We start from the raw sequence: 19,144 nt of genomic DNA on the forward strand, positions 1-19,144 counted from the left end.
ATGAAACATGATTCGCTTTGGAACAATCGGTACGAATTGGATTACGGATGCCTTCCTTCAGGCGGCAAGAGAGGTGCCCGGGTTTGCGCTTGCCGCAGTGTATTCCCGCAGCCGGGAAACGGCAGAAGCATTTGCAGCCAAGCATGAGGCTGCCCTGGTTTTCACAGATATGGAGAGCATGGCAGCCAGCAAAGAAATTGATGCCGTATATATTGCCAGCCCAAATTCTCTGCATGCCGAACAGGCTGTGTTATTCATGAAGCACGGCAAGCATGTGCTTTGTGAAAAGCCTCTGGCATCAAATGAAGCGGAGGCAAGGCTGATGACGGAAGCGGCAAAGGAAAATGGGGTGCTGCTGATGGAGGCGGTAAAGTCCACTCTGCTGCCGGCTTTCGGGCTCATCCGGGAGAATCTGCATAAAATCGGGCCGGTCCGCCGGTACTTTGCGAGCTATTGCCAATATTCCTCGCGCTACGATGCCTATAAGCAAGGAACCATCTTGAATGCATTCAATCCAGCCTTCTCCAACGGGGCACTGATGGATATCGGGGTATATTGCCTGTATCCGCTCGTTGTTTTGTTCGGGAAGCCTGATACAGTAAAGGCAAGCGGCCTGGTTTTGCAATCCGGCGTGGACGGGGAAGGCAGCATGGTAATGCAATATCCGGAGATGGACGCGGTTGTCATGTACTCCAAAATTACGGATTCCGCCTTGCCGTCGGAAATTCAAGGGGAGAACGGAAGCATCAGGATTGACCGGATCCATACCCCGGAAAAGGTGGAGCTTCGCTATCGCAACGGGGAGGTCGAGGATTTAACCAGCCTGCTGCAGCGGCCGGCCATGTATTACGAAACAGCGGAGTTTATCCGGCTGATTCAGATGGGTGAGCGGGAGTCTGCTGTCAATTCCCATCAGGCTTCCTTGATTACCGTGGGAATCATGGACGAGGCCCGAAAGCAAATGGGGATTGTGTATCCAGCTGATCGCAAGAGATGAGACATAAAGAAAGGACTGACCCACAGAGTCAGTCCTTTCTTTATGTCTGTTTGTGAGGGGCGCATCCGTTTAATAGATGCGCTGCCGATTTTCAGCATGGGAGGAGATGAGCAGCAGCACCGGCTCTTCGCCGATGTTGCGCACAAGATGCGGCACACTGGCATTCCAGGAAAAGGAGTCCCCCTCGCTCACAATGGCAATGTCATCGCCATGCCGGACCTCCAATGTGCCGCGCAGCACAAGATGGCACTCTTCTCCTTCGTGGACATTTTCCCGATTTTCGCGCGGAAAGCCCGGCGGAATCTCCACCAGTGACAGGCGCAATCCGCCTTGCTCTGCCACATGCTCAATTTTCAGTTGATCCCGGCCATACATGCTGTGCTGGCGCTCTTCCTTCTTTACAATGCTCAGCCGGTCCTTCTTTTCCAACAGAAAATAAGGCAGCGGCACATTTAAAAACTTGGCGATCAAGTCCAAGGTTGAAATGGAAGGAGAGGTTTTGTTATTTTCCACCTGGCTCATGAAGCCTTTTGACAAGCCCGTTCCTTCACAGATTTGCGCCAGGGTAAAGCCTTTGCGCAGCCGCACTTCGCGGATGGTTGCACCTACGTCCATACTGTTGCTCCTTTACTGCAAGTTTTTTCTCATCATTTTATTGTAACGAATTGACGGATGGAAGTCAGTTCTCTATAATAAGTTTTGTAATAAAAAATTAAGTTTTACCATTGTGAACAACAAGCGTGGGAACTCTTTTGCTTATTTTGTATGTAAGGGAGGCAGTTTGCTCTGGTTTTCACACATTTACATATTTGAGGAGGAATGAAATATGGCGTGGAAGAGTGAAATGAGCGCGTTGGTTTTACGGATTGTATTGGGAGCAACCTTTATTGTGCACGGATCAATGAAGTTCTCCAGCGGAATCAGCAATATTGCAGGCTGGTTCCAGAGCATTGGTTTGCCGAGCGTGCTTGCGTACGGTGTCGCCACGGTTGAATTGATCGGCGGAATTGCCATTCTTCTTGGATTGGGCACAAAGGTTGTTGCCGCTTTGCTTGCTTTGGTGATGGCCGGGGCCATTGTAAAGGTAAAGCTGGCAGCCGGTTTTACAGGAAATGGACAAGGAGCTGGCTGGGAGCTGGAGTTGGCGCTGCTGGCAATGGCAATCAGTCTGCTTGTAACAGGAGGAGGCACTTTTTCTGTGGACAGTATGCTGCGGAACAAGCGCGAGGTTCAGGCGAGCCGGTTTGTATAAGGGGGGAGGGACTGCAGATGCAGTCCCTTTTTGCCGTAAAATGCATACATATGGAAATGCTTTTTTATATTCACTTGGTGAAGGATTTGCTAGAATGGAAGATACATCGAATGTATGAGAAAGGAAATTGGGAATTTGAAAAAGTACCATATGTATGTATTGTTGTTTTGTGTCATGGTTGCCTGGGGATTCAATGTCATTGCGACGAAGCTGCTGGTGGCCGCATTTTTGCCGGTGACAATGACTGCTTTCCGTATTTTCACAGCAGGCTGCAGTGTGTTTATCGTGCTCTTTTTAATGAAGAAGGTGCGCCGGCTGACAAGGAGAGAGTTCCTCTATGTCGCATTTGGCGCATTGCTGAATGTGGTGGGGCATCATTATTTTCTATCAGTCGGGCTGTCCAAAACAACAGCTTCCAACGGCGGCCTGATTCTTGGGCTGGGGCCGCTGTTGACATCTATCATGGCAGTCATATTTCTGGGGAGCGCCATGTCGGTGCTTCGGGTAATCGGCATTGTGCTGGGGCTGTCCGGTGTTTCCTTCATTGTGCTTGAAGGCGGCGGGATAGCCGGTGTTTCCTTCGGAGATGTGGATGTATTTCTGGCAATCCTCCTGCAGGCCGCAAGCTTTATCCTGATTAAGAAAGCTTCAGAAACCTTGGATCCTCGTCTGATGACCGGATATATGCTGCTGATCGGTTCGGGCTTTTTGTTCGTATTGGGACTCTGGATGGAGCCGGATGGGCTGGCGCAGATGAAGCATGGCTCTCCGGGCATTTGGGCCGTATTCTTTGCTTCGGCAGTGCTCGCCACTGCTTTCGGGCATATGAGCTATAACTATGCGATTCAGGCGGTGGGGGCGGCGGAAGCATCTATCTTCTTGAATCTGACGCCGTTTTTCTCCCTGCTCGGGGCGGTAGTATTCCTGGGGGAAAAGCTGGTGTTTGCCCAGGTTGCGGGCTTTGTCATGATTTTGGGCGGTGTGCTTCTCGGCTCGGGTTCGGCAGAGGAGCTGTATTTGAACCGAAAGCGAAAGATGAGGGCAGCGGGATAAAATCCCGCCGCCTTTTTTAATGGCATTACACAAAGCTGTTCTTTCAATTTTACTAAGTCTGAATATTCAACCACCTTTTTCCGCCGGGCAACGGAAAAAGGTTATGTGTAGTTGAAAACGTTTGCAAATTAGAATAAAACTATCAAGAAGATCAAGCTGATAAGGAGGATAGCAAAAACCATCCTGTGCAGGCTGGTGAGAGGGCTCTCATTATAGCCGGACTGCAAAATATACTGAAAAAACTACTTTTATAGGAGGAACCGAAGATGAATATTTTATTGTGCTGTGCAGCAGGTATGTCTACAAGCTTACTGGTAACAAAGATGGAGAAGAGTGCCGCAGATCAAGGGAAGTCCTGCAAGATTTGGGCTGTTCCGGGCGATGCGGTGAAGAACCATATTAATGAGGCGGATGTACTGTTGCTGGGTCCGCAAGTGCGCTTTCTGCTGCCGCAGATGAAGAAGCTGGGTGCGGAAAAAGGTATTCCGGTAGATGTAATCAATCCTGTTCATTACGGTATGTGCAATGGTCCTGAGGTCCTGAAGTTTGCTGAGCAGATGATTTCAAAATAAGGAGAGTGAACGCTGTGAGTAAGGTAAACAGTTTCCTAGAAGAAAAGGTTATACCGGTAGCCGGCCGCATTGCGGGGCAACGCCACCTGCAGGCGCTGCGTGATGGCATCCTGATGACAATGCCGCTGATCATTGTCGGTTCTGTATTTCTTGTCTTGGGTTATCTTCCGATTCCAGGATACAGTGATTTCATGGCACATACCTTCGGCGCCCAATGGCTGACGAAGCTGACGTACCCGGTTGGCGCAACCTTCGACATTATGGCCCTTATTGCTGCTTTCGCAATTGCTTATCGCCTGGCAGAGAAGTATAACGTGGATGCTTTGGCAGCGGGTGCGGTCTCCGTCGCAGCATTCCTGCTGGCAACACCGTATCAAGTAGCTTTTACACCAGCAGGATCAAAGACAGCCGTGATGGTTGGCGGCGCTATTCCATCTGCTCTGATGGGAAGTAAAGGCCTTTTCGTAGCTATGCTGATTGCCATGCTGTCCACAGAAATTTATCGCTGGATTATTCAAAAAGACATTGTCATTAAAATGCCTGACGGTGTACCGCCATCCGTAAGTAAATCCTTCGTTGCTTTAATTCCGGCGGCCGCAGTTCTGACAGTGATTTGGGTTCTGCGCTTGATTGTTGAGAACACATCCTTTGGAAGCTTGCACAACATTGTTGGCGAATTGCTGGGAAAACCGCTGGGACATCTTGCGGGAACCCTGCCGGGCATGATTGTAATCGTACTTGTACAAATGCTGCTCTGGTCTTGCGGCCTGCACGGCTCCTCCATTGTAAGCGGCGTTATGGCAGCAATTTGGCTGTCTGCGACAGATGAAAACCGTGTGGCTTTCCAAGCAGGTGATGCACTGCCGCACATTTTCACACAGCAATTCTTCGATAACTTTATCAATATCGGCGGCAGCGGCGCTACTCTTGGACTTGCACTTGCCATGCTTCTCCGTGCACGAAGTGAGCAATCCAAACAGCTCGGCAGACTGGCATTCGGTCCGGCGCTCTTTAACATTAATGAACCAATCATTTTCGGTATGCCGATTGTAATGAATCCAATTATGATGGTACCGTTTATTCTCGGACCTGTTACTTCAGTTATTGTAACTTACTTCGCGATGAAAACAGGTATGGTGGCAAAGACAGCGGGTATCGCAGTTCCTTGGACAATGCCTCCAATCATCAGCGGATACATGGCAACGGGCGGCAAGATTTCCGGCGCAGTCATTCAGCTCGTCACAATTGCCATCAACTTCTTAATCTACTATCCATTCTTCCGCATCATTGATAAGCAGAACCTGAAGATGGAGCAAGGTACAGATACGACCCCAACAAGCACTACAAAGGCTGGATAAGAGAGGATGGGGCTGCGCTTCACGCAGGCCCCGCCCCTTCACAGAAAACTACACTTGGTGCAGGAATAGGGCCCAAAGAACAAAGCATATAGAGGAGAGATTACAATGGAATCACTAGAAACTGCAATCTTCCAGCTGATTTTGCACGGCGGAAACGGAAGAAGCCTGGCGATGGAGGCCATCATCAGTGCAAAAGAAGGTGATTTCGCCAAAGCGAAGGAACTGCTGCAGCAGTCCGGCGAAGCGCTTGCTGAAGCACATCATGTGCAGACATCCTTCATTCAAGGCGAGATACGCGGTGAAAAGGTGGAAGTCTCGCTCCTCATGATTCATGCACAAGATCATCTGATGAATGCAATGACAGTCAAGGATTTGGCGGCAGAGATTGTGGAAATGCATGAGCGTCTTTCAAAACTTGGAGGTGTGATGGTATGACAAAAGGAATTAAAATCGTAACAATTGGCGGCGGCTCCAGCTATACACCGGAGCTGGTTGAGGGCTTCATTAAAAGATATGATGAATTGCCAATCAGAGAGCTATGGCTTGTGGACATCCCAGAGGGACAGGAAAAGCTGAACATTGTTGGCGCACTGGCAAAGCGTATGGTGGAGAAGGCTGGTCTTCCGATTGAAGTGCACTTGACTTTGGACCGCCGCGCTGCGTTGAAGGATGCAGATTTTGTTACAACACAGTTCCGTGTCGGCCTGCTGGATGCGCGTGCCAAGGATGAAAGAATTCCGTTGAAATACGGCGTTATCGGCCAGGAAACAAACGGGCCAGGCGGATTGTTCAAGGGATTAAGAACCATTCCGGTCATTCTGGAGATTTGCAAGGATATAGAGGAGCTGTGTCCGGATGCGTGGCTGATCAACTTTACAAACCCGGCCGGTATGGTGACGGAAGCGGTGCTTCGTTACTCCAATATTCGAAAAGTTGTCGGCTTGTGCAATGTGCCAATCGGCATGCGCATGGGAATTGCCAAGGCACTGGATGTGGATGCTTCCCGCGTGCAGGTGGACTTCGCCGGCTTGAACCATATGGTATACGGTCTGAATGTGTACCTGGACGGAGTGTCCGTGCTGCCGCAGGTGGTTGAGGCAATGGCTGACCCATCCAATGCGATGACAATGAAAAACATTTCCGGCCTGTCTTGGGAGCCTGACTTTCTGCGCGGCCTCGGTGTAATCCCATGCGGGTACCACCGCTACTACTACAAGACGAGTGAAATGCTTGCCGAGGAGCTGGAAGCAGCTGAAACAAAGGGCACACGCGCCGAAGTGGTGAAGCAGGTGGAAAAAGAATTGTTTGAGCTGTACAAGGATCCAAATCTGGCAATCAAGCCGCCTCAGCTGGAAAAACGCGGAGGCGCGTATTACAGCGATGCAGCCTGCAATTTAATCAATTCCATCTATAATGACAAGCGTGATATTCAGCCGGTAAACACGCGGAACAATGGTGCGATTGCCAGCATTGAGGACGATTCTGCGGTAGAGGTGAACTGCGTCATCACGAAGGAAGGCCCGAAGCCGATTGCTGTGGGCGACCTGCCGGTGGCTGTACGCGGGCTTGTTCAACAAATCAAGTCCTTTGAGCGTGTGGCGGCAGAGGCAGCAGTAACAGGTGACTACAACAAGGCACTGCTGGCGATGACCATTAACCCGCTCGTGCCGACAGACAAGATTGCCAAGGAAATTCTGGATGAAATGCTGGAAGCGCACAAAGAGTATCTGCCGCAGTTTTTTCAGCCGGTAGAGGCATAAAGAAGCAGGGAAATCCGGGGTGCCGGATTTCCCTGCTTTTTGTTCAAGAGGTCAGTCTGATAACATCATCGGCCAATTCCCGGTATTGTCTGCCAATCAAGGAGTCTTCATGGTAAATCCCAAGCGCCGGTGCTTCCTGTCCCGGGCGTTCAATCGGAAACTGTGCCAGCACCCGGCTGCGCAGACTTTCCGCGAGCTGCTTTCCGCCGTTTTCTCCAAACGGATACAGCGGCTTGTCGCAGCAGCCGCATTGAATATAGGACATGTTCTCCACCACACCCAATATCTCGTTTCCGGTCCGGGCAGTCATGGCCCCGGCGCGGAATGCCACTTCGGAAGCTGTTTCATGCGGTGTCGTAACCACAATTTCCCTCATATCCTTCACCAAATCATGCAAATCCAATGGAATATCCCCGGTTCCGGGCGGCAAATCAAACAGCAAATAGTCCAACTCGCCCCAATCTACCGTATGTAAAAAGGTCTTCAGCACACGCCCCAGCATGGGGCCCCGCATGACCACAGGCTGATTATCCAGCCGCAGAAACCCTGAGGACATCAGCTTCACCCCGAATTTTTCAATGGGCTGCAGGCGCTCCTGTACGGTTTCCGGCTCCATTCGCACCTCCATCATGCTGGGGATGCTGAATCCGTATATATCTGCATCGATGAGTCCCACCTTTTTGCCAAGACGGCTCAGTGAGACCGCCAGATTGGCAGATACAGTAGACTTGCCGACCCCGCCTTTCCCGCTCACGATGGAAACATGCACAGGCTTCATGTAAACTCCTCCTCTATCATGTGTGTTTTATCAGTATGGGCAGGATGCTTCAGATTTATCAAATTATGGAATAATACAGGCTGATGCAGACAGAATAAGGGTAATTACGCGATAGAGACAGGAGGGTTTTTGTATGGAGGAAAATGCACGTTCGTATCAAGCCTACACGGTGTCGGGCGGCACCTTCTCGGTCCGGGCGATGCGGAATGCGTTCATCGTGACCGTGCTGTTGTTCTTCTCAATTTACATTGGCTCAGAAGCATTCGGTTATTTTGACATGGCCCTGTATGGCTATTTGTGGGCCAGCATTCTCTGCTTTATTTTAATGACCATGCGCGTCACAGCTTGGACCCTGCGTCCGCCGGCGCGGCGGCTCTGGAAGCAAGGCTTTCGAATGTTCAGCAGCCCGAAAGGCTGGAAGTTCCTCTTCGGAACGCTGTACAACAATATCGGCGCCCAAAAGTTTATCTCACACCGCTCCTGGTACCGGTGGACACAGCATATGTGCATTTCCTGGGGGGTCATTCTCTCCTTTGCCATCACCTTCTCGCTTGTGTTCAGCTGGCTGCACTTTGAACTGGTAAGCTCCCGTACTTATCAGGTTGTCATGTTCGGCCTGCCGGTGTTCCGGATGCCGGTGGATTCCGTACTGGCCTTCATGATTTATCACGGTTTGAACTGGGCCGGAATTGCGGTCATTATCGGCAGCTTCATGGCGATTTACCGCCGGTACAAGGAGGAAAAGCAGCTTGTCGAGCAGTCCAAGGAGTATGATTTCTTTCCGCTCATTCTGCTCATTGCCATTTCGGTGACAGGATCGCTGCTGACGCTGTCCACTTATTTTATGGAAGGCACCTTCTATGTCGGCATCTCGCTGGCGCATCAGATTGTTGTCATCATTTTTCTGTTGTACTTTCCATTCGGGAAGTTCTGGCATATCCCGCTGCGTTTTCTGGCGGTTGTCATCCCTGCCTATCACGCGCTGGAGGAAGAGAAGCATTGCGCGCGCTGCGGGGTGAAATACGCGACAAAAACACAAATCAAGGACGTGCAGGACGCCTTATCGCAGAGAAGATTGTCTGTACCGATTGAGCAGTCGCATTTGCACATGTCTGACTTGTGCTCGCAATGCCGCCGGGTGACAAACCGTTTGGCCGCCTTCGGTTCACCAGTGCACTTCGGGCAAGCTGATGTGCTGGTAAAGCCAAACGGACAAAATGGCCTCATATTACAGCAAGAGGGAGGAGTTAATGATGGGACACGCACAGAACGCTGATTACTCACAAAGAGCCTATGATGCAATTGAGAGGCAAGGGGAAAAAAATCTTGTGACGCACTGCTGCTTTTGCGGCATGCAGTGCGGCATGAATATCCGGGTCAGCACAGAAACGAATCAGGTGCTGGGCGTAGAGCCGCGCTATGACTTTCCGATGAATGGCGGACGCTTATGTCCAAAGGGCGTGTCAGCCTATCGGCAGGCCGAGCATGATGAACGTCTTATGCATCCGCTGATCCGCAAAAACGGGGAGCTGGTGGAGGCGACATGGGAGGAAGCACTGGATCTCATTGTTTCTAAGATTCAAGAGATTCAAGGGAAGTACGGCAAGGATGCATTCGGCATCTACAGCGGCTCCTCCATGACAAATGAGAAGTGCTATCTTGTCGGCAAGTTTGCCAGAATCGGCCTTGGCACGAAAAATATTGACTACAATGGACGCTATTGTATGTCCTCGGCCGCGGTAGGCTTCAACCAGACAGTGGGCATTGACCGCGGCTCCACCAACCCCTGGTCCGATATTAAGTTTGCGGACGTGCTGCTGATTGCCGGCTCCAATACAGCAGAGTGCCATCCGCTGTCCATGCCGTACATATGGGGGGCCCGTGACCGCGGCGCGAAGCTCATTGTAGTGGATCCGCGCCAGACGAAAACGGCTCTTGTGTCGGATGTGCACCTCGATGTGCGTCCGGGAACAGACATTGCGCTTGTCAACGGGCTCATTCATATCTTAATTAAGGAAAATATGATTGATCAGGAGTTTGTGCAAAATCATACGAACGGTTTCGAAGAATTAAAGGAGCTGACAGCCTCCTATACGCCGGAACGAGTGGCGGATATTACAGGTGTCTCGGTTGAAAAAATTGAGGCGGCTGCCCGGATGTTCGGACAGGCAAAAAACGGCATGGTCATGTTCGCACGCGGCATCGAGCAGCACTCCAATGGGTCCGACACAGTATCTAATTACGTCAACATGTGCCTGATCACGGGAAAAGTCGGACGCAAAGGCGCAGGCTTTGCCACCTTCACCGGCCAAGGAAACGGCCAGGGCGGCCGCGAGCACGGACAAAAGACGGACCAGCTGCCGGGCTACCGCAAAATTACGGATCCGGAAGCACGTGCTTACATCGCGAAGGTATGGGGTGTGGATGAAGCTGAAATTCCGGGGCCGGGCCTGTCTGCCTTCGAACTGCTGCAGTCGCTTGGCGAAGAGGTAAAGGGGCTGCTGCTCATTTGCAGCAATCCGATGGTGTCCGCGCCGACCGTCGGCAGTGTCAAGACGTATCTGGAGAAGCTGGACTTCTTCGTCGCCATGGACATGTTCCTGTCAGAATCGGCAGAGCTTGCCGATGTTGTCCTGCCGTCCACCGTTTGGATTGAGGATACCGGGACGACGACAAATGTGGAAGGGCGTGTAATCCTGCTGCAAGGGCTGGACCGGACACCTGGGCAGTCCAAGCGCGATTGGAAGGTGCTTTGCGAAATCGCAGAACGCCTCGGACGCGGCAAGTATTTTCAATACGACTCGCCGGAGGACATTTTTGAGGAGCTGCGGATTGCCAGCAAGGATGGCAAAGCCGACTATTCCGGCATCACCTACGAGAAGCTTGAGCGGATGCAGGGTGTGTTTTGGCCATGCCCGTCCGAGGAGCATGAAGGCACCCCTCGCTTATTTGAGGATAAAAAATTCTTCTTTCCGGATGGCAAGGCCCGCATTCTTTCCTTTGAATACAAGGGTCCGAATGAAAAGGTTGACAAGGAATATCCCTATATCCTGACGACCGGCCGGGTTGTCTACCACTATCTCAGCGGCAATCAGACGCGCCGGATTGAAGCGCTGCGCAAGCTGTGTCCGGAGCCGTATGTGGAAATCAATCCGGAAACAGCCCGCAAGCTGAACATCCGGGAGGGGGAAATGGTGCGCCTTGTCAGCCGCCGCGGCGATTTGACGGTGCCGGCCCGCGTGACGAAAATTATCCGCCCTGACACCTTCTTTGTGCCATACCATTGGGGCAAGACGATGGCCATCAACCATTTGACCAACCCGGCCTTGGATCCGAAGTCCAAAATTCCGGAATTCAAGGTATGCGCGGTCCGCATTGAAAAAACGGAACAGAGGAGAGCATAATGGCAAAGGTTCTATACATTGACTTCGAGAGATGCATTGCCTGCCGGGCTTGTATGATCGGCTGCGAGGAGTGCAGCGGCCATGATCATCTCTCCCGGATGTTTGTAGACCAGCTCATGCCGGGTGAAACGGTGGCTGCATCACCGACACCCTGCATGCATTGCTACACACCGGCCTGCGCCGAATCCTGCCCGGTGCAGGCCATCGGCATCACGAGCGACGGCGTTGTGCTGTCGGCCTCCCACGAAAAATGCATCGGCTGCAAAAACTGTACATATGCCTGCCCATTCGGCATTCCGCGTGTGGATGATGAGCGGAAGCTGATGTATAAGTGCGATTTGTGCTATGACCGCACCTCCAAGGGACGTCCGCCGATGTGTGTCAGTGTATGTCCGACGGATACGATTCAGTTTTTGGAGGAAGAAGAGGTCAAGCGGAAATCCCGCAAACCGGTGCAGTTTGTTTGGAACTTTGGCGGCACGCTGATTGAAACAAGAACGGTGATTGGCATGCCGGATACGGAGACGCACAAGTACGGCTATTACGATCCACAGGGTGACGAAAGATGAAGAGACTCGATGAATTTTTACAAAAGGCAGCATTCAATGTACGGCGTGACAAGGAAATTGATTTGAACCGGAGAGGCTTTATTGTCTCCAGCCTGAGCCTGATGGGAGTCATGTTCGCTTCCTCCTTCCCGCTGGTGGCCCGCACACTGCATCAAAATTTGGAGGACCCGCCAAAAGGGATAAAGATTGCGGGCGCTGATGAGCTGAAGGTCGGCGACAGCAAGCCGTTCCATTACCCGGATGAGCATGAGCCATCGCTGTTAATTCGTATCTCCGAGGAGGAATACCGGGCTTATAACATTAAATGCACGCATTTGCAGTGCCCCGTCTATTACGATAAGCCGAGCAACCAAATGGCATGTCCATGCCATAATGGCTATTTCTCTGTAGAAGATGGAAACGTACTGGCCGGACCGCCGCAGCGGCCGCTGACAGCCGTGCTGCTCGAAAAGCGCAATGACGGCATTTATGCGATGGGCTTGGATGGCCGCAGCATGTAGGGGGTGAAAGGATGAGAATGGCCTGGTGGATTTTCATGGCGCTGCTGGCAGTGCAAATTATTCTCGTGCAATACATGGTGGAGGTATATTTAGCCGAGCATTACCACCAACTCCCGTATTATGCGGGGGCACTCGGCTTCACGTTCATTTGTTCCTATATTACCTACAAGTTCTTCCAAAAGACAAACCAGGTACGGGAAGAGTAAAGGAGAAGAGAAAATGGAGAACAACGTATTTCAGCAAATTGGCGGTCAGGAGAAGCTGGGCATGATGGCGGCGGATCTTCATGATCGCATACAGGGAGATGCATCCCTGCAAGCCTTCTTTGGCGGACTGAGCCCGGAGCAGCAGCATGAGCATCAGCAGCGTTTGCTGACGATGGCGACGGGCGGCCCGCATGGATACAGCAGTGACGCTGTGGCGGAAGCCCATCGGAACATGGCGCAAAAGCATGAGCATTTCGATGCCATTGTCGGATACCTGCGTGATACGATGCAGGCGCATGGAGTCGAAGACCATCATCTGGCCCAAGTGATGAATCATGTGGCGGGGTATCGTCAGCATATTGTGAAGGAATAGGGGGATGCGTCCTCCTTTTTTCTTTTGCAGGCGAAGCAATAAGGGGGGCCTTTCAAGCAGTTTTTGCGGATGTGGAGCAATTGCAAAAGGTTATAATAGGACAGTGCAAGAAAACTATGTTTTGTAAATTTGAAACAAAAAAGTAAAGAACTGAAGCGATTTGCTGGCCCAGACAGGTATAATAGGAAGAGAAGGACTCCTATGAATGTTGGAGCTGGGTGAAATCTTACATTTGGCCCATAATAAAATAAGTTCATAAGAACCCTATCTTGAAAAATTCAATTGAACATATGATGTGAAAGGTGTAATATAGTAGATAACCCGCAGCAGTCGCCCGAGTCGTATGCAGGCAGCTGTTTTTCTGTAACATAACGGGTGAAGCGACGAATAGGAGGAAATAAATATGTCTGTTTTCAAACGATTGCGTGATCTGACCATGTCCAATGTGTATGCTTTGATTGAGAAGGCGGAGGACCCGATTAAAATGACGGACCAGTATCTGCGCGACATGCAGGAAGATGTAGCGGAGGCCGAGAAAAGTGTTGCTGCCCAGATTGCATTGGAGAAGAAATTTAAAACCCTGTATGAAGAGCAGGAAGCGCTGGTGAAGAAGCGCGAGGAGCAAGCGCATACCGCGGTGCAGGCCGGCAATATTGATTTGGCGCGCCGGGCGTTGGAAGAGAAGAAAAGCGCCGAGCAAAAGGCGAGTGAATATAAAGCAAGCTACGAGCAGAATAAAGCGGCCGCTGACAATTTGCGCGGCAAACTGGATGAAATGCGCAAGCAGGTAACGGCCCTGAAGGATAAGCGTGAGACATTGGTGGCGCGTGTGAACGCTGCGAAGGCGCAGAAGAACATTAACAAAGCAATGTCAGGCTTCGATTCCAACACAGCAATGGCGGGCCTGAAACGGATGGAAGAGAAGGCGCTGCAGCTTGAGGCTGAGGCGGAAGCAAGCGGTGAGGTGCACAAGCGGGAGAAATCATTGGATGAAGAATTTGCTTCCCTCAACCGGAATAAAGAAGTGGATGACGAACTGGCCAAGCTTATGCAGCAATATGGCAAATAAGGATGACCGGGGATTTTCCCCGGTTTTTGAAATAAGGGAGGTGCAGCAGCGTGGATTTGTTCAAACGGGTGAAGAACTTAATGAAGGCGCCGGAGCCGCCGCGGCCGGAACGGAGCATTTTAACACTCATGCCGGGCGATATCGTGGAGGTATCCCTTGTTACATATGAAGTCATCGGCAAGGCGGATTGGCGGGAGCGCCGGGAAATGTTTCTGACCCTGCGGGATGGCAATATCATCCGATACTTAAAAGTAGAGCAGCGAGAGAAGCTATATTATAAACTGTTTGCCCCGATTGACGGCCGTCTGGATTCTGCGGACATTCCAACCACGATTGAACTGGAAGACATCGTGTACCATTTGGAGGAGCAGTATGCCGGCCATGTACTGATTCTGGGCCACACACCTTTTCCTGCATCAGGCGAGCAGCATGTCTGGGATTTTCAGTCTGACCAGCGCAAGCTGCTGCGGATTGAATGGCAGGCGGGAAAGATGATGATGTATGAAGGGGAAGCTGTGCTTCCTGCGGATGTGCAGGTCATTCGGGCAACATAAGGGGGAAGCAATATGACGAAGCGGCTGCTGACATGGCTGAAGGTCGTTGTCGCAATGGCTGTTGCGTTCACCGTGCTGGCAGGGTGCGGCAGCGTGAGCCAGACAGTCCAGAAGGATTATCCGCTGGAATCCGTCGTCCGTGACGGCAATCAGCGGTCCTACGTGTACTGGGCTGCCGGTGAAACAGTGCCGCAGGTGGCAAAAAAGCTGACGGAGCAGCGGCAGCCGGATCAGATGTCCAAGGAAGACTCGAAGCAAATGTTTCTTGTGTATCCGGATGAGCTGTATAACCTGCAGCAGGATGCCGACAAACCATCGGACACGATCATTGAAGTCAGCAATGACGAGTTTGTCCGGCAGAATTACAGCCCTTCCTTTCTGCAGGGATTTCTGCTGGCCAGTGTTCTCGATAATATTTTCGGCGGGCGCGGTGGCTACTACGGCAATTACCGCGGATATAATTCCCGCGATCTGCAAAAACCGAGCGTTGATTACCGGAAGCCGACTACGGAAGAAAAGCGCATTGTACCGCCGCTGACGCGGGATGGCACCGGCAGCATCATCCGCCGGGGCGATTCGGCCGGCGGATCCGGCAGCAGCACGCCAAGTACAAGGACCCCATCAGGCGGAAGCAGCGGGAAGATTATCAGATCCCCGGACAGCGGCACCAATGTTACGCCGAGCACCCCGCGGGTCACCACACCGCCGAGGGTTTCTCCGCCGCGCACCGGATCAGGGGGCGGAAGAATCATACGGCGAAGATAAGAAGAGGCGCCCTTTACCGGAGCGCCTCTTCTGCTTGGCATGCATCTTGTTCTTTGCGCTGAGCCTGCCGGACCAGCACAATCAGGCCGCGCGCAAGCCGTCTGATGACAAACAGGGTATAGAGCCATGTCCAGAGCCGTTTGTACTGCATCAGCTTCAGTCCGCGGCATGCATAAATCAGGGCAGCCGCCAGTACAGCGGATAAGGCATTCAGCCCGGGGATTCTCGGAGCTGGACCGTTTCCAGGCAGATCATCCGTGTATGGAGACCGGCAGGCAATGGGGGCAGGCTTCTTTTTAATGGTGAAGCGATTGATTACCACATCAAAGGATGTATGAAAAAGAAGACTTACGATTCGCTCCCAGTTTGTTTGTTGAGAGCGCTTGTCCAGCAGCCTTTGTCCAAGTGCAAAGAATAGTGCTGCAAGGAAGGAATAATTCATCTGTATCACCTCAATGTATAGGTTGTCCAGTTCTTCTCCTATTTATTGACAGAAAAAGCAGGGCAGAGACCCATGAGTCTCTGCCCTGCTTTTTTAATCTTGGCGCAGCTTCCAAAGGCGATAGGCATTTTGGACAATGACCTTCAGCACTGCATAGACCGGAACGGCGAGGATTAAGCCGAATACACCGCCGAGGCTGCCTGCGACCAGCAGAATGGAAATAATTGTGAGCGGATGGATGGCCAGGGAACGGCCCATGACCTGAGGCGAAATAATGTTGCCTTCCACCTGCTGGGCAATCACCATGACAATCAGCACCTTTACAATCATAGCCGGGGACTGCAGAATTGCTACCACAAGCGCCGGAATGATGGCGATGATAGGTCCAAGGAACGGGATAACGTTTGTGAACATGGCGACAATGGCCAGAACAAGCGAGTACTGGATGCCGATAATCAGGTATCCCATATACAGCATGACACCCACGCAGATGCTTACGAAAATCTGTCCCTGGATGTAAGAGCTGAGCGCCGCGTCGAGGTCGTTTAAGACCCTCCAACCGTTTTGCTGCTGGGCAGATGGAAGCAGACGCAAAATTTGCTGCGGTGCCTTTTCCCCTTCCTTCAGCATGTAGAACAGGATGAACGGCACTGTGACAAACACAGTAACAATGCTGGTAATGACGCCGACCACATTGGCAACATTGGTGCCGACATGGGACAGGCTGGAGGATATGTATTGAAATACTTGATTTGCCGCGCCCTCAAGCTGAGGGGTATTATCCTGCAGAAAGCGGCGGATCAGTTCATTTTCCTGCAGCTCCGTGAATTTCACCCGCGCCGCCTCCACTAATGCAGGCGCGTTTTGGATAAAGCTCTGCACTTGCTTTTGCAGCACGGGACCGAGCCATACAACAAACAAAATGAGCAAGCCTCCCGCCGCTGCATATAAGAGCAAGATGGCCAGAGGGCGCTTGACATTCTTCTTTTCCAAATAGTTTACTAACGGCCGGAACAAATAGTACAATACCCCTGCCACAAGAAAGGGGGAAAAGAGGGTCTGAATCAGTACAACGAGAGGACGGAACATGAAATTGATTTTGGTTCCGATCCAAATAATGAGGAACAGCAGCAAAACGCCGTAGCCGAACCGGAACAGCTTGGACTGGGGCATAGGGTCACCTTCTCTATCTTGAATATATAGCCATTATAATAGGAAACGAGGAAAAAATTAACTGCTTGTTTATCGTTATGGCAAAAAGAAACCGGCTGCCGGATAAAACAAGTTGACAATACAAACGTTAAATTGTATAGTTATCAAATGAAAATATTTAATCTGCATTAAATATATATGTGTGTTATATATTAGCTTGGATTAAATAGTAAAGGGTGTTATAAGATGGCAAAATCAGAAGGCTACATGGACCGGATTCAGACAGCCTTGCATACGGCTTTTCAGCAGCTGCAGCCGCTGATGGCAGAAAGCATGCAACGTCAAAGCATTACACCATCACAGTTTTTTGTATTAATGTATTTGAGCAAAAAGGGCAGCAGCAAGGTGTCGAAGCTGGCAGAGCATTTGGATGTAAAGCCAAGCGCAGTGACTTTAATGATGGACCGTCTGGAGCAGCATGGGTTTGTGGTCCGCGAGCATGACAAGAAGGACCGAAGAGTGGTCAATATCCGTCTGACCGATGAGGGAGAGGAAAAGCTTCGTCATGCCTTGCAGGAACGAAGGGATATAGTAAGGCGGTATCTGTCATTCTTGAACGAAGAAGAGCTTGGGGCTTTGGCGGATATGAGTGAGAAAATCATTCAAGCAGCCAGTACAACAGAAGAGCAGAGGAGAGAACAAAATGGCTATGCAGGAGAAGGATAACAAGCGGACATTGCTGTTAATTGGTTTGATTATCGCAATGTTCTTTTCCGCGCTGGATGGGACGATTGTCGGGACAGCAATGCCCCGAATTGTCGGTGATTTGGGCGGTTTAAGCATGATGACATGGCTGACGACAGGATATATGCTGACGTCCACCACAGTTGTGCCGATTGCGGGAAAGCTGGCCGACCTTTTAGGGCGGCGTGTGGTTTACGTAACAGGCTTAATTATTTTCATGGGTGCCTCCGCCCTTTGCGGCATGGCCCATAACATGACAGAACTGATTATTTATCGCGGCATTCAAGGACTTGGCGGCGGCATTATGATGCCGATGGCCATGATTGTCATCGGTGACTTGTTCACGGGCGCCCAGCGCGCGAAGTTTCAAGGGGTATTCGGCGGCATCTACGGCCTTGCCTCTGTAATCGGACCGCAAATCGGCGGCTGGATTGTCGATGCTTGGAACTGGAAATGGGTATTTTACATCAATCTGCCCGTCGGCATTGTCGCAACAATTTTTATCGCATTAGGATTGCAGGGACGCAAGCATACAGGCCCTGTCAACTTTGATATTGCCGGTATGTTCACGATGATTGTCGGCGTTGTCAGCCTTCTGTTGGCGATGAGCCTTGGCGGCAAGGATTATGATTGGAATTCCTGGCAGATCATCAGCATGTTTGCTGTAGCGGCAATCGGCCTGATCAGCTTTGTGATTGTGGAGACGAAGGCAAAGGAACCTATTTTGCCAATGCATCTGTTTAAGAACCGCGCATTTACATCGCTGAATCTGATCGGCTTCTTCATGAGCATCGGCATGTTCGGCGCCATCATGTTTGTTCCATTCTTCATGCAGGGGATTGTCGGTGTAAGTGCCACAGCATCCGGCACCATCATGACACCGATGATGATTTCCATGATTGTCTCCAGTATTTTGGGCGGACAGCTTGTCTATAAAATCGGGATTAAAATTCAAATTGTCATTGGCATGCTGGTGATGGCCGGCGGCTTCGGCCTTTTGACAACGATGGATGTGGATACAACAAAGCTGGCTGCCACGTCGTATATGGTGGTGATTGGTCTGGGCATGGGCTTGGTTATGCCGCTCCTCACCCTGGCGCTGCAGGAGAGCTTCTCCAAGCAGGAGCTTGGCGTTGTCACCTCCTCCAGCCAATTCTTCCGCTCCATCGGCGGAACCTTCGGCATCACCGTGCTCGGCGCTGTCATGAACAGCCGCGCCGGCACAGCTTTAAATGATAAGCTTGTACCGTTCCTGAATACGCTGCCGGCACAAGCCGGAGCCATGGTGAAGCAGTTCAAAGCCATGATTGCGGATAATCCGGAAGGTCTGCTGCAGTCGCTCTTCAGCCCTGCCGCCCTGAAGCAAATTCCGTCAGCAATGGCCGAGAAGTTGGTTCCGATCTTAAGAACCTCCTTGATGGATTCGCTGCACAGCGTATTCCTGACAGGATTGGCAGTGATTGTAGTGGGTGCGCTGTTCACATTGCTTGTACCCCAAATTAAGCTGTCAGACCGGAAGACAGGGAAAAAGGAAACACAAGAAGAGCCGCAGGCTGCGGCCACTAACTAAAGGAAGGAGGGCACCGTCAAGGTACC

22 protein-coding genes are annotated in these 19,144 nt (G+C 51.3%); 18 read left to right on the forward strand and 4 right to left on the reverse strand.

The features are described from left to right. Positions 1-7 precede the first annotated feature (7 nt). On the forward strand, positions 8-997 hold the full coding sequence (locus tag NK662_RS12825; RefSeq protein WP_254759333.1) for a Gfo/Idh/MocA family protein: 990 nt from the start codon (positions 8-10) through the stop codon (positions 995-997). Positions 998-1,066: 69 nt separating this feature from the next. Here the strand turns inward: NK662_RS12825 and NK662_RS12830 are convergent, their stop codons facing one another. Continuing rightward, positions 1,067-1,612 (reverse strand): helix-turn-helix domain-containing protein, encoded by a 546-nt coding sequence (locus NK662_RS12830; protein WP_254759334.1) that lies wholly within the window; start codon positions 1,610-1,612, stop codon positions 1,067-1,069. A gap of 211 nt (positions 1,613-1,823) precedes the next feature. On the opposite strand from NK662_RS12830, the gene NK662_RS12835 reads away from it, so the two are divergent. The 6 genes from NK662_RS12835 to NK662_RS12860 all read left to right on the forward strand — a co-directional run bounded on the left by NK662_RS12835 (position 1,824) and on the right by NK662_RS12860 (position 6,992). Next, positions 1,824-2,249: a DoxX family protein gene (locus NK662_RS12835; RefSeq protein ID WP_254759335.1), complete on the forward strand. Its 426-nt coding sequence runs from the start codon at positions 1,824-1,826 to the stop codon at positions 2,247-2,249. Positions 2,250-2,384: 135 nt separating this feature from the next. Further along, positions 2,385-3,302: a DMT family transporter gene (locus tag NK662_RS12840; RefSeq protein ID WP_254759336.1), complete on the forward strand. Its 918-nt coding sequence runs from the start codon at positions 2,385-2,387 to the stop codon at positions 3,300-3,302. Between the two features lie 266 nt (positions 3,303-3,568). Further along, the gene (locus tag NK662_RS12845) at positions 3,569-3,874 is read left to right on the forward strand and encodes a PTS sugar transporter subunit IIB (protein ID WP_254759337.1); all 306 of its coding nucleotides are present in this window, start codon (positions 3,569-3,571) and stop codon (positions 3,872-3,874) included. Between the two features lie 14 nt (positions 3,875-3,888). After that, positions 3,889-5,232: a PTS cellobiose transporter subunit IIC gene (gene celB / locus NK662_RS12850; protein WP_254759338.1), complete on the forward strand. Its 1,344-nt coding sequence runs from the start codon at positions 3,889-3,891 to the stop codon at positions 5,230-5,232. Positions 5,233-5,337: 105 nt separating this feature from the next. Then, a complete protein-coding gene (locus NK662_RS12855) occupies positions 5,338-5,667 on the forward strand; it encodes a PTS lactose/cellobiose transporter subunit IIA (RefSeq protein ID WP_254759339.1) in 330 nt (109 codons plus the stop codon). Next, positions 5,664-6,992 (forward strand): 6-phospho-beta-glucosidase, encoded by a 1,329-nt coding sequence (locus tag NK662_RS12860; RefSeq protein WP_254759340.1) that lies wholly within the window; start codon positions 5,664-5,666, stop codon positions 6,990-6,992. The genes NK662_RS12855 and NK662_RS12860 overlap by 4 nt, the downstream gene beginning before the upstream one ends. Before the next feature lie 43 nt (positions 6,993-7,035). Here NK662_RS12860 and NK662_RS12865 read toward each other — a convergent pair whose 3' ends face one another. Then, positions 7,036-7,770 (reverse strand): Mrp/NBP35 family ATP-binding protein, encoded by a 735-nt coding sequence (locus NK662_RS12865; RefSeq protein WP_254759341.1) that lies wholly within the window; start codon positions 7,768-7,770, stop codon positions 7,036-7,038. A 133-nt stretch (positions 7,771-7,903) separates the two neighbouring features. Between NK662_RS12865 and NK662_RS12870 the strand changes: the two genes are divergently transcribed. The 9 genes from NK662_RS12870 (at position 7,904) to NK662_RS12910 (ending at position 15,210) form a co-directional block, all read left to right on the forward strand. Beyond that, a complete protein-coding gene (locus NK662_RS12870) occupies positions 7,904-9,046 on the forward strand; it encodes an MFS transporter (RefSeq protein ID WP_254759342.1) in 1,143 nt (380 codons plus the stop codon). Further along, positions 9,024-11,174 (forward strand): formate dehydrogenase subunit alpha, encoded by a 2,151-nt coding sequence (fdhF, locus tag NK662_RS12875; protein ID WP_254759343.1) that lies wholly within the window; start codon positions 9,024-9,026, stop codon positions 11,172-11,174. The genes NK662_RS12870 and fdhF overlap by 23 nt, the downstream gene beginning before the upstream one ends. Next, positions 11,174-11,743 carry a 4Fe-4S dicluster domain-containing protein gene (locus NK662_RS12880; protein WP_254759344.1) on the forward strand — a complete coding sequence of 190 codons (570 nt, stop codon included), beginning with the start codon at positions 11,174-11,176 and terminating at the stop codon, positions 11,741-11,743. Before fdhF ends, NK662_RS12880 begins: the two co-directional genes overlap by 1 nt. Further along, positions 11,740-12,243: a QcrA and Rieske domain-containing protein gene (locus NK662_RS12885; RefSeq protein ID WP_254759345.1), complete on the forward strand. Its 504-nt coding sequence runs from the start codon at positions 11,740-11,742 to the stop codon at positions 12,241-12,243. The genes NK662_RS12880 and NK662_RS12885 overlap by 4 nt, the downstream gene beginning before the upstream one ends. Before the next feature lie 11 nt (positions 12,244-12,254). Then, entirely contained in the window at positions 12,255-12,449 is a 195-nt protein-coding gene (locus NK662_RS12890; RefSeq protein ID WP_254759346.1) for a hypothetical protein, read from the forward strand. 13 nt (positions 12,450-12,462) lie between these two features. Next, positions 12,463-12,822, forward strand: coding sequence for a group I truncated hemoglobin (locus tag NK662_RS12895; protein ID WP_254759347.1), 360 nt, complete (start codon positions 12,463-12,465; stop codon positions 12,820-12,822). A 403-nt stretch (positions 12,823-13,225) separates the two neighbouring features. Beyond that, positions 13,226-13,891, forward strand: coding sequence for a PspA/IM30 family protein (locus NK662_RS12900; RefSeq protein WP_254759348.1), 666 nt, complete (start codon positions 13,226-13,228; stop codon positions 13,889-13,891). Between the two features lie 50 nt (positions 13,892-13,941). Continuing rightward, positions 13,942-14,445: a DUF4178 domain-containing protein gene (locus tag NK662_RS12905; RefSeq protein ID WP_254759349.1), complete on the forward strand. Its 504-nt coding sequence runs from the start codon at positions 13,942-13,944 to the stop codon at positions 14,443-14,445. Positions 14,446-14,457: 12 nt separating this feature from the next. Further along, a complete protein-coding gene (locus NK662_RS12910) occupies positions 14,458-15,210 on the forward strand; it encodes a DUF4247 domain-containing protein (protein ID WP_254759350.1) in 753 nt (250 codons plus the stop codon). A gap of 13 nt (positions 15,211-15,223) precedes the next feature. On the opposite strand, the gene NK662_RS12915 is transcribed toward NK662_RS12910, so the two are convergent. Further along, complete coding sequence (locus tag NK662_RS12915) at positions 15,224-15,652, reverse strand: hypothetical protein (protein WP_254759351.1); 429 nt, start codon at positions 15,650-15,652, stop codon at positions 15,224-15,226. 93 nt (positions 15,653-15,745) lie between these two features. Beyond that, positions 15,746-16,825, reverse strand: coding sequence for an AI-2E family transporter (locus tag NK662_RS12920; RefSeq protein ID WP_254759352.1), 1,080 nt, complete (start codon positions 16,823-16,825; stop codon positions 15,746-15,748). A 225-nt stretch (positions 16,826-17,050) separates the two neighbouring features. On the opposite strand from NK662_RS12920, the gene NK662_RS12925 reads away from it, so the two are divergent. Continuing rightward, entirely contained in the window at positions 17,051-17,530 is a 480-nt protein-coding gene (locus tag NK662_RS12925) for a MarR family winged helix-turn-helix transcriptional regulator (RefSeq protein ID WP_254759353.1), read from the forward strand. After that, positions 17,508-19,118 (forward strand): MDR family MFS transporter, encoded by a 1,611-nt coding sequence (locus NK662_RS12930; RefSeq protein WP_254759354.1) that lies wholly within the window; start codon positions 17,508-17,510, stop codon positions 19,116-19,118. Before NK662_RS12925 ends, NK662_RS12930 begins: the two co-directional genes overlap by 23 nt. The last annotated feature ends 26 nt before the right edge of the window (positions 19,119-19,144 follow it).

This window comes from Ectobacillus ponti (assembly GCF_024294785.1).
Taxonomy (GTDB): Bacteria; Bacillota; Bacilli; order Bacillales; family Bacillaceae_G; genus Ectobacillus; species Ectobacillus ponti.

What these genes read in the sequence shown, in the direction of transcription:
- NK662_RS12910 (WP_254759350.1), top strand. Translation starts at nt 14,458, where the DNA reads ATGACGAAGCGGCTGCTGACATGGCTGAAGGTCGTTGTCGCAATGGCT.
- NK662_RS12925 (WP_254759353.1), top strand. Translation starts at nt 17,051, where the DNA reads ATGGCAAAATCAGAAGGCTACATGGACCGGATTCAGACAGCCTTGCAT.
- NK662_RS12880 (WP_254759344.1), top strand. Translation starts at nt 11,174, where the DNA reads ATGGCAAAGGTTCTATACATTGACTTCGAGAGATGCATTGCCTGCCGG.
- fdhF (WP_254759343.1), top strand. Translation starts at nt 9,024, where the DNA reads ATGGGACACGCACAGAACGCTGATTACTCACAAAGAGCCTATGATGCA.
- NK662_RS12885 (WP_254759345.1), top strand. Translation starts at nt 11,740, where the DNA reads ATGAAGAGACTCGATGAATTTTTACAAAAGGCAGCATTCAATGTACGG.
- NK662_RS12835 (WP_254759335.1), top strand. Translation starts at nt 1,824, where the DNA reads ATGGCGTGGAAGAGTGAAATGAGCGCGTTGGTTTTACGGATTGTATTG.
- NK662_RS12900 (WP_254759348.1), top strand. Translation starts at nt 13,226, where the DNA reads ATGTCTGTTTTCAAACGATTGCGTGATCTGACCATGTCCAATGTGTAT.
- NK662_RS12870 (WP_254759342.1), top strand. Translation starts at nt 7,904, where the DNA reads ATGGAGGAAAATGCACGTTCGTATCAAGCCTACACGGTGTCGGGCGGC.
- NK662_RS12860 (WP_254759340.1), top strand. Translation starts at nt 5,664, where the DNA reads ATGACAAAAGGAATTAAAATCGTAACAATTGGCGGCGGCTCCAGCTAT.
- NK662_RS12890 (WP_254759346.1), top strand. Translation starts at nt 12,255, where the DNA reads ATGAGAATGGCCTGGTGGATTTTCATGGCGCTGCTGGCAGTGCAAATT.
- NK662_RS12825 (WP_254759333.1), top strand. Translation starts at nt 8, where the DNA reads ATGATTCGCTTTGGAACAATCGGTACGAATTGGATTACGGATGCCTTC.
- NK662_RS12830 (WP_254759334.1), bottom strand. Translation starts at nt 1,612, where the DNA reads ATGGACGTAGGTGCAACCATCCGCGAAGTGCGGCTGCGCAAAGGCTTT.
- NK662_RS12895 (WP_254759347.1), top strand. Translation starts at nt 12,463, where the DNA reads ATGGAGAACAACGTATTTCAGCAAATTGGCGGTCAGGAGAAGCTGGGC.
- NK662_RS12930 (WP_254759354.1), top strand. Translation starts at nt 17,508, where the DNA reads ATGGCTATGCAGGAGAAGGATAACAAGCGGACATTGCTGTTAATTGGT.
- NK662_RS12855 (WP_254759339.1), top strand. Translation starts at nt 5,338, where the DNA reads ATGGAATCACTAGAAACTGCAATCTTCCAGCTGATTTTGCACGGCGGA.
- NK662_RS12915 (WP_254759351.1), bottom strand. Translation starts at nt 15,652, where the DNA reads ATGAATTATTCCTTCCTTGCAGCACTATTCTTTGCACTTGGACAAAGG.
- NK662_RS12845 (WP_254759337.1), top strand. Translation starts at nt 3,569, where the DNA reads ATGAATATTTTATTGTGCTGTGCAGCAGGTATGTCTACAAGCTTACTG.
- NK662_RS12865 (WP_254759341.1), bottom strand. Translation starts at nt 7,770, where the DNA reads ATGAAGCCTGTGCATGTTTCCATCGTGAGCGGGAAAGGCGGGGTCGGC.
- NK662_RS12920 (WP_254759352.1), bottom strand. Translation starts at nt 16,825, where the DNA reads ATGCCCCAGTCCAAGCTGTTCCGGTTCGGCTACGGCGTTTTGCTGCTG.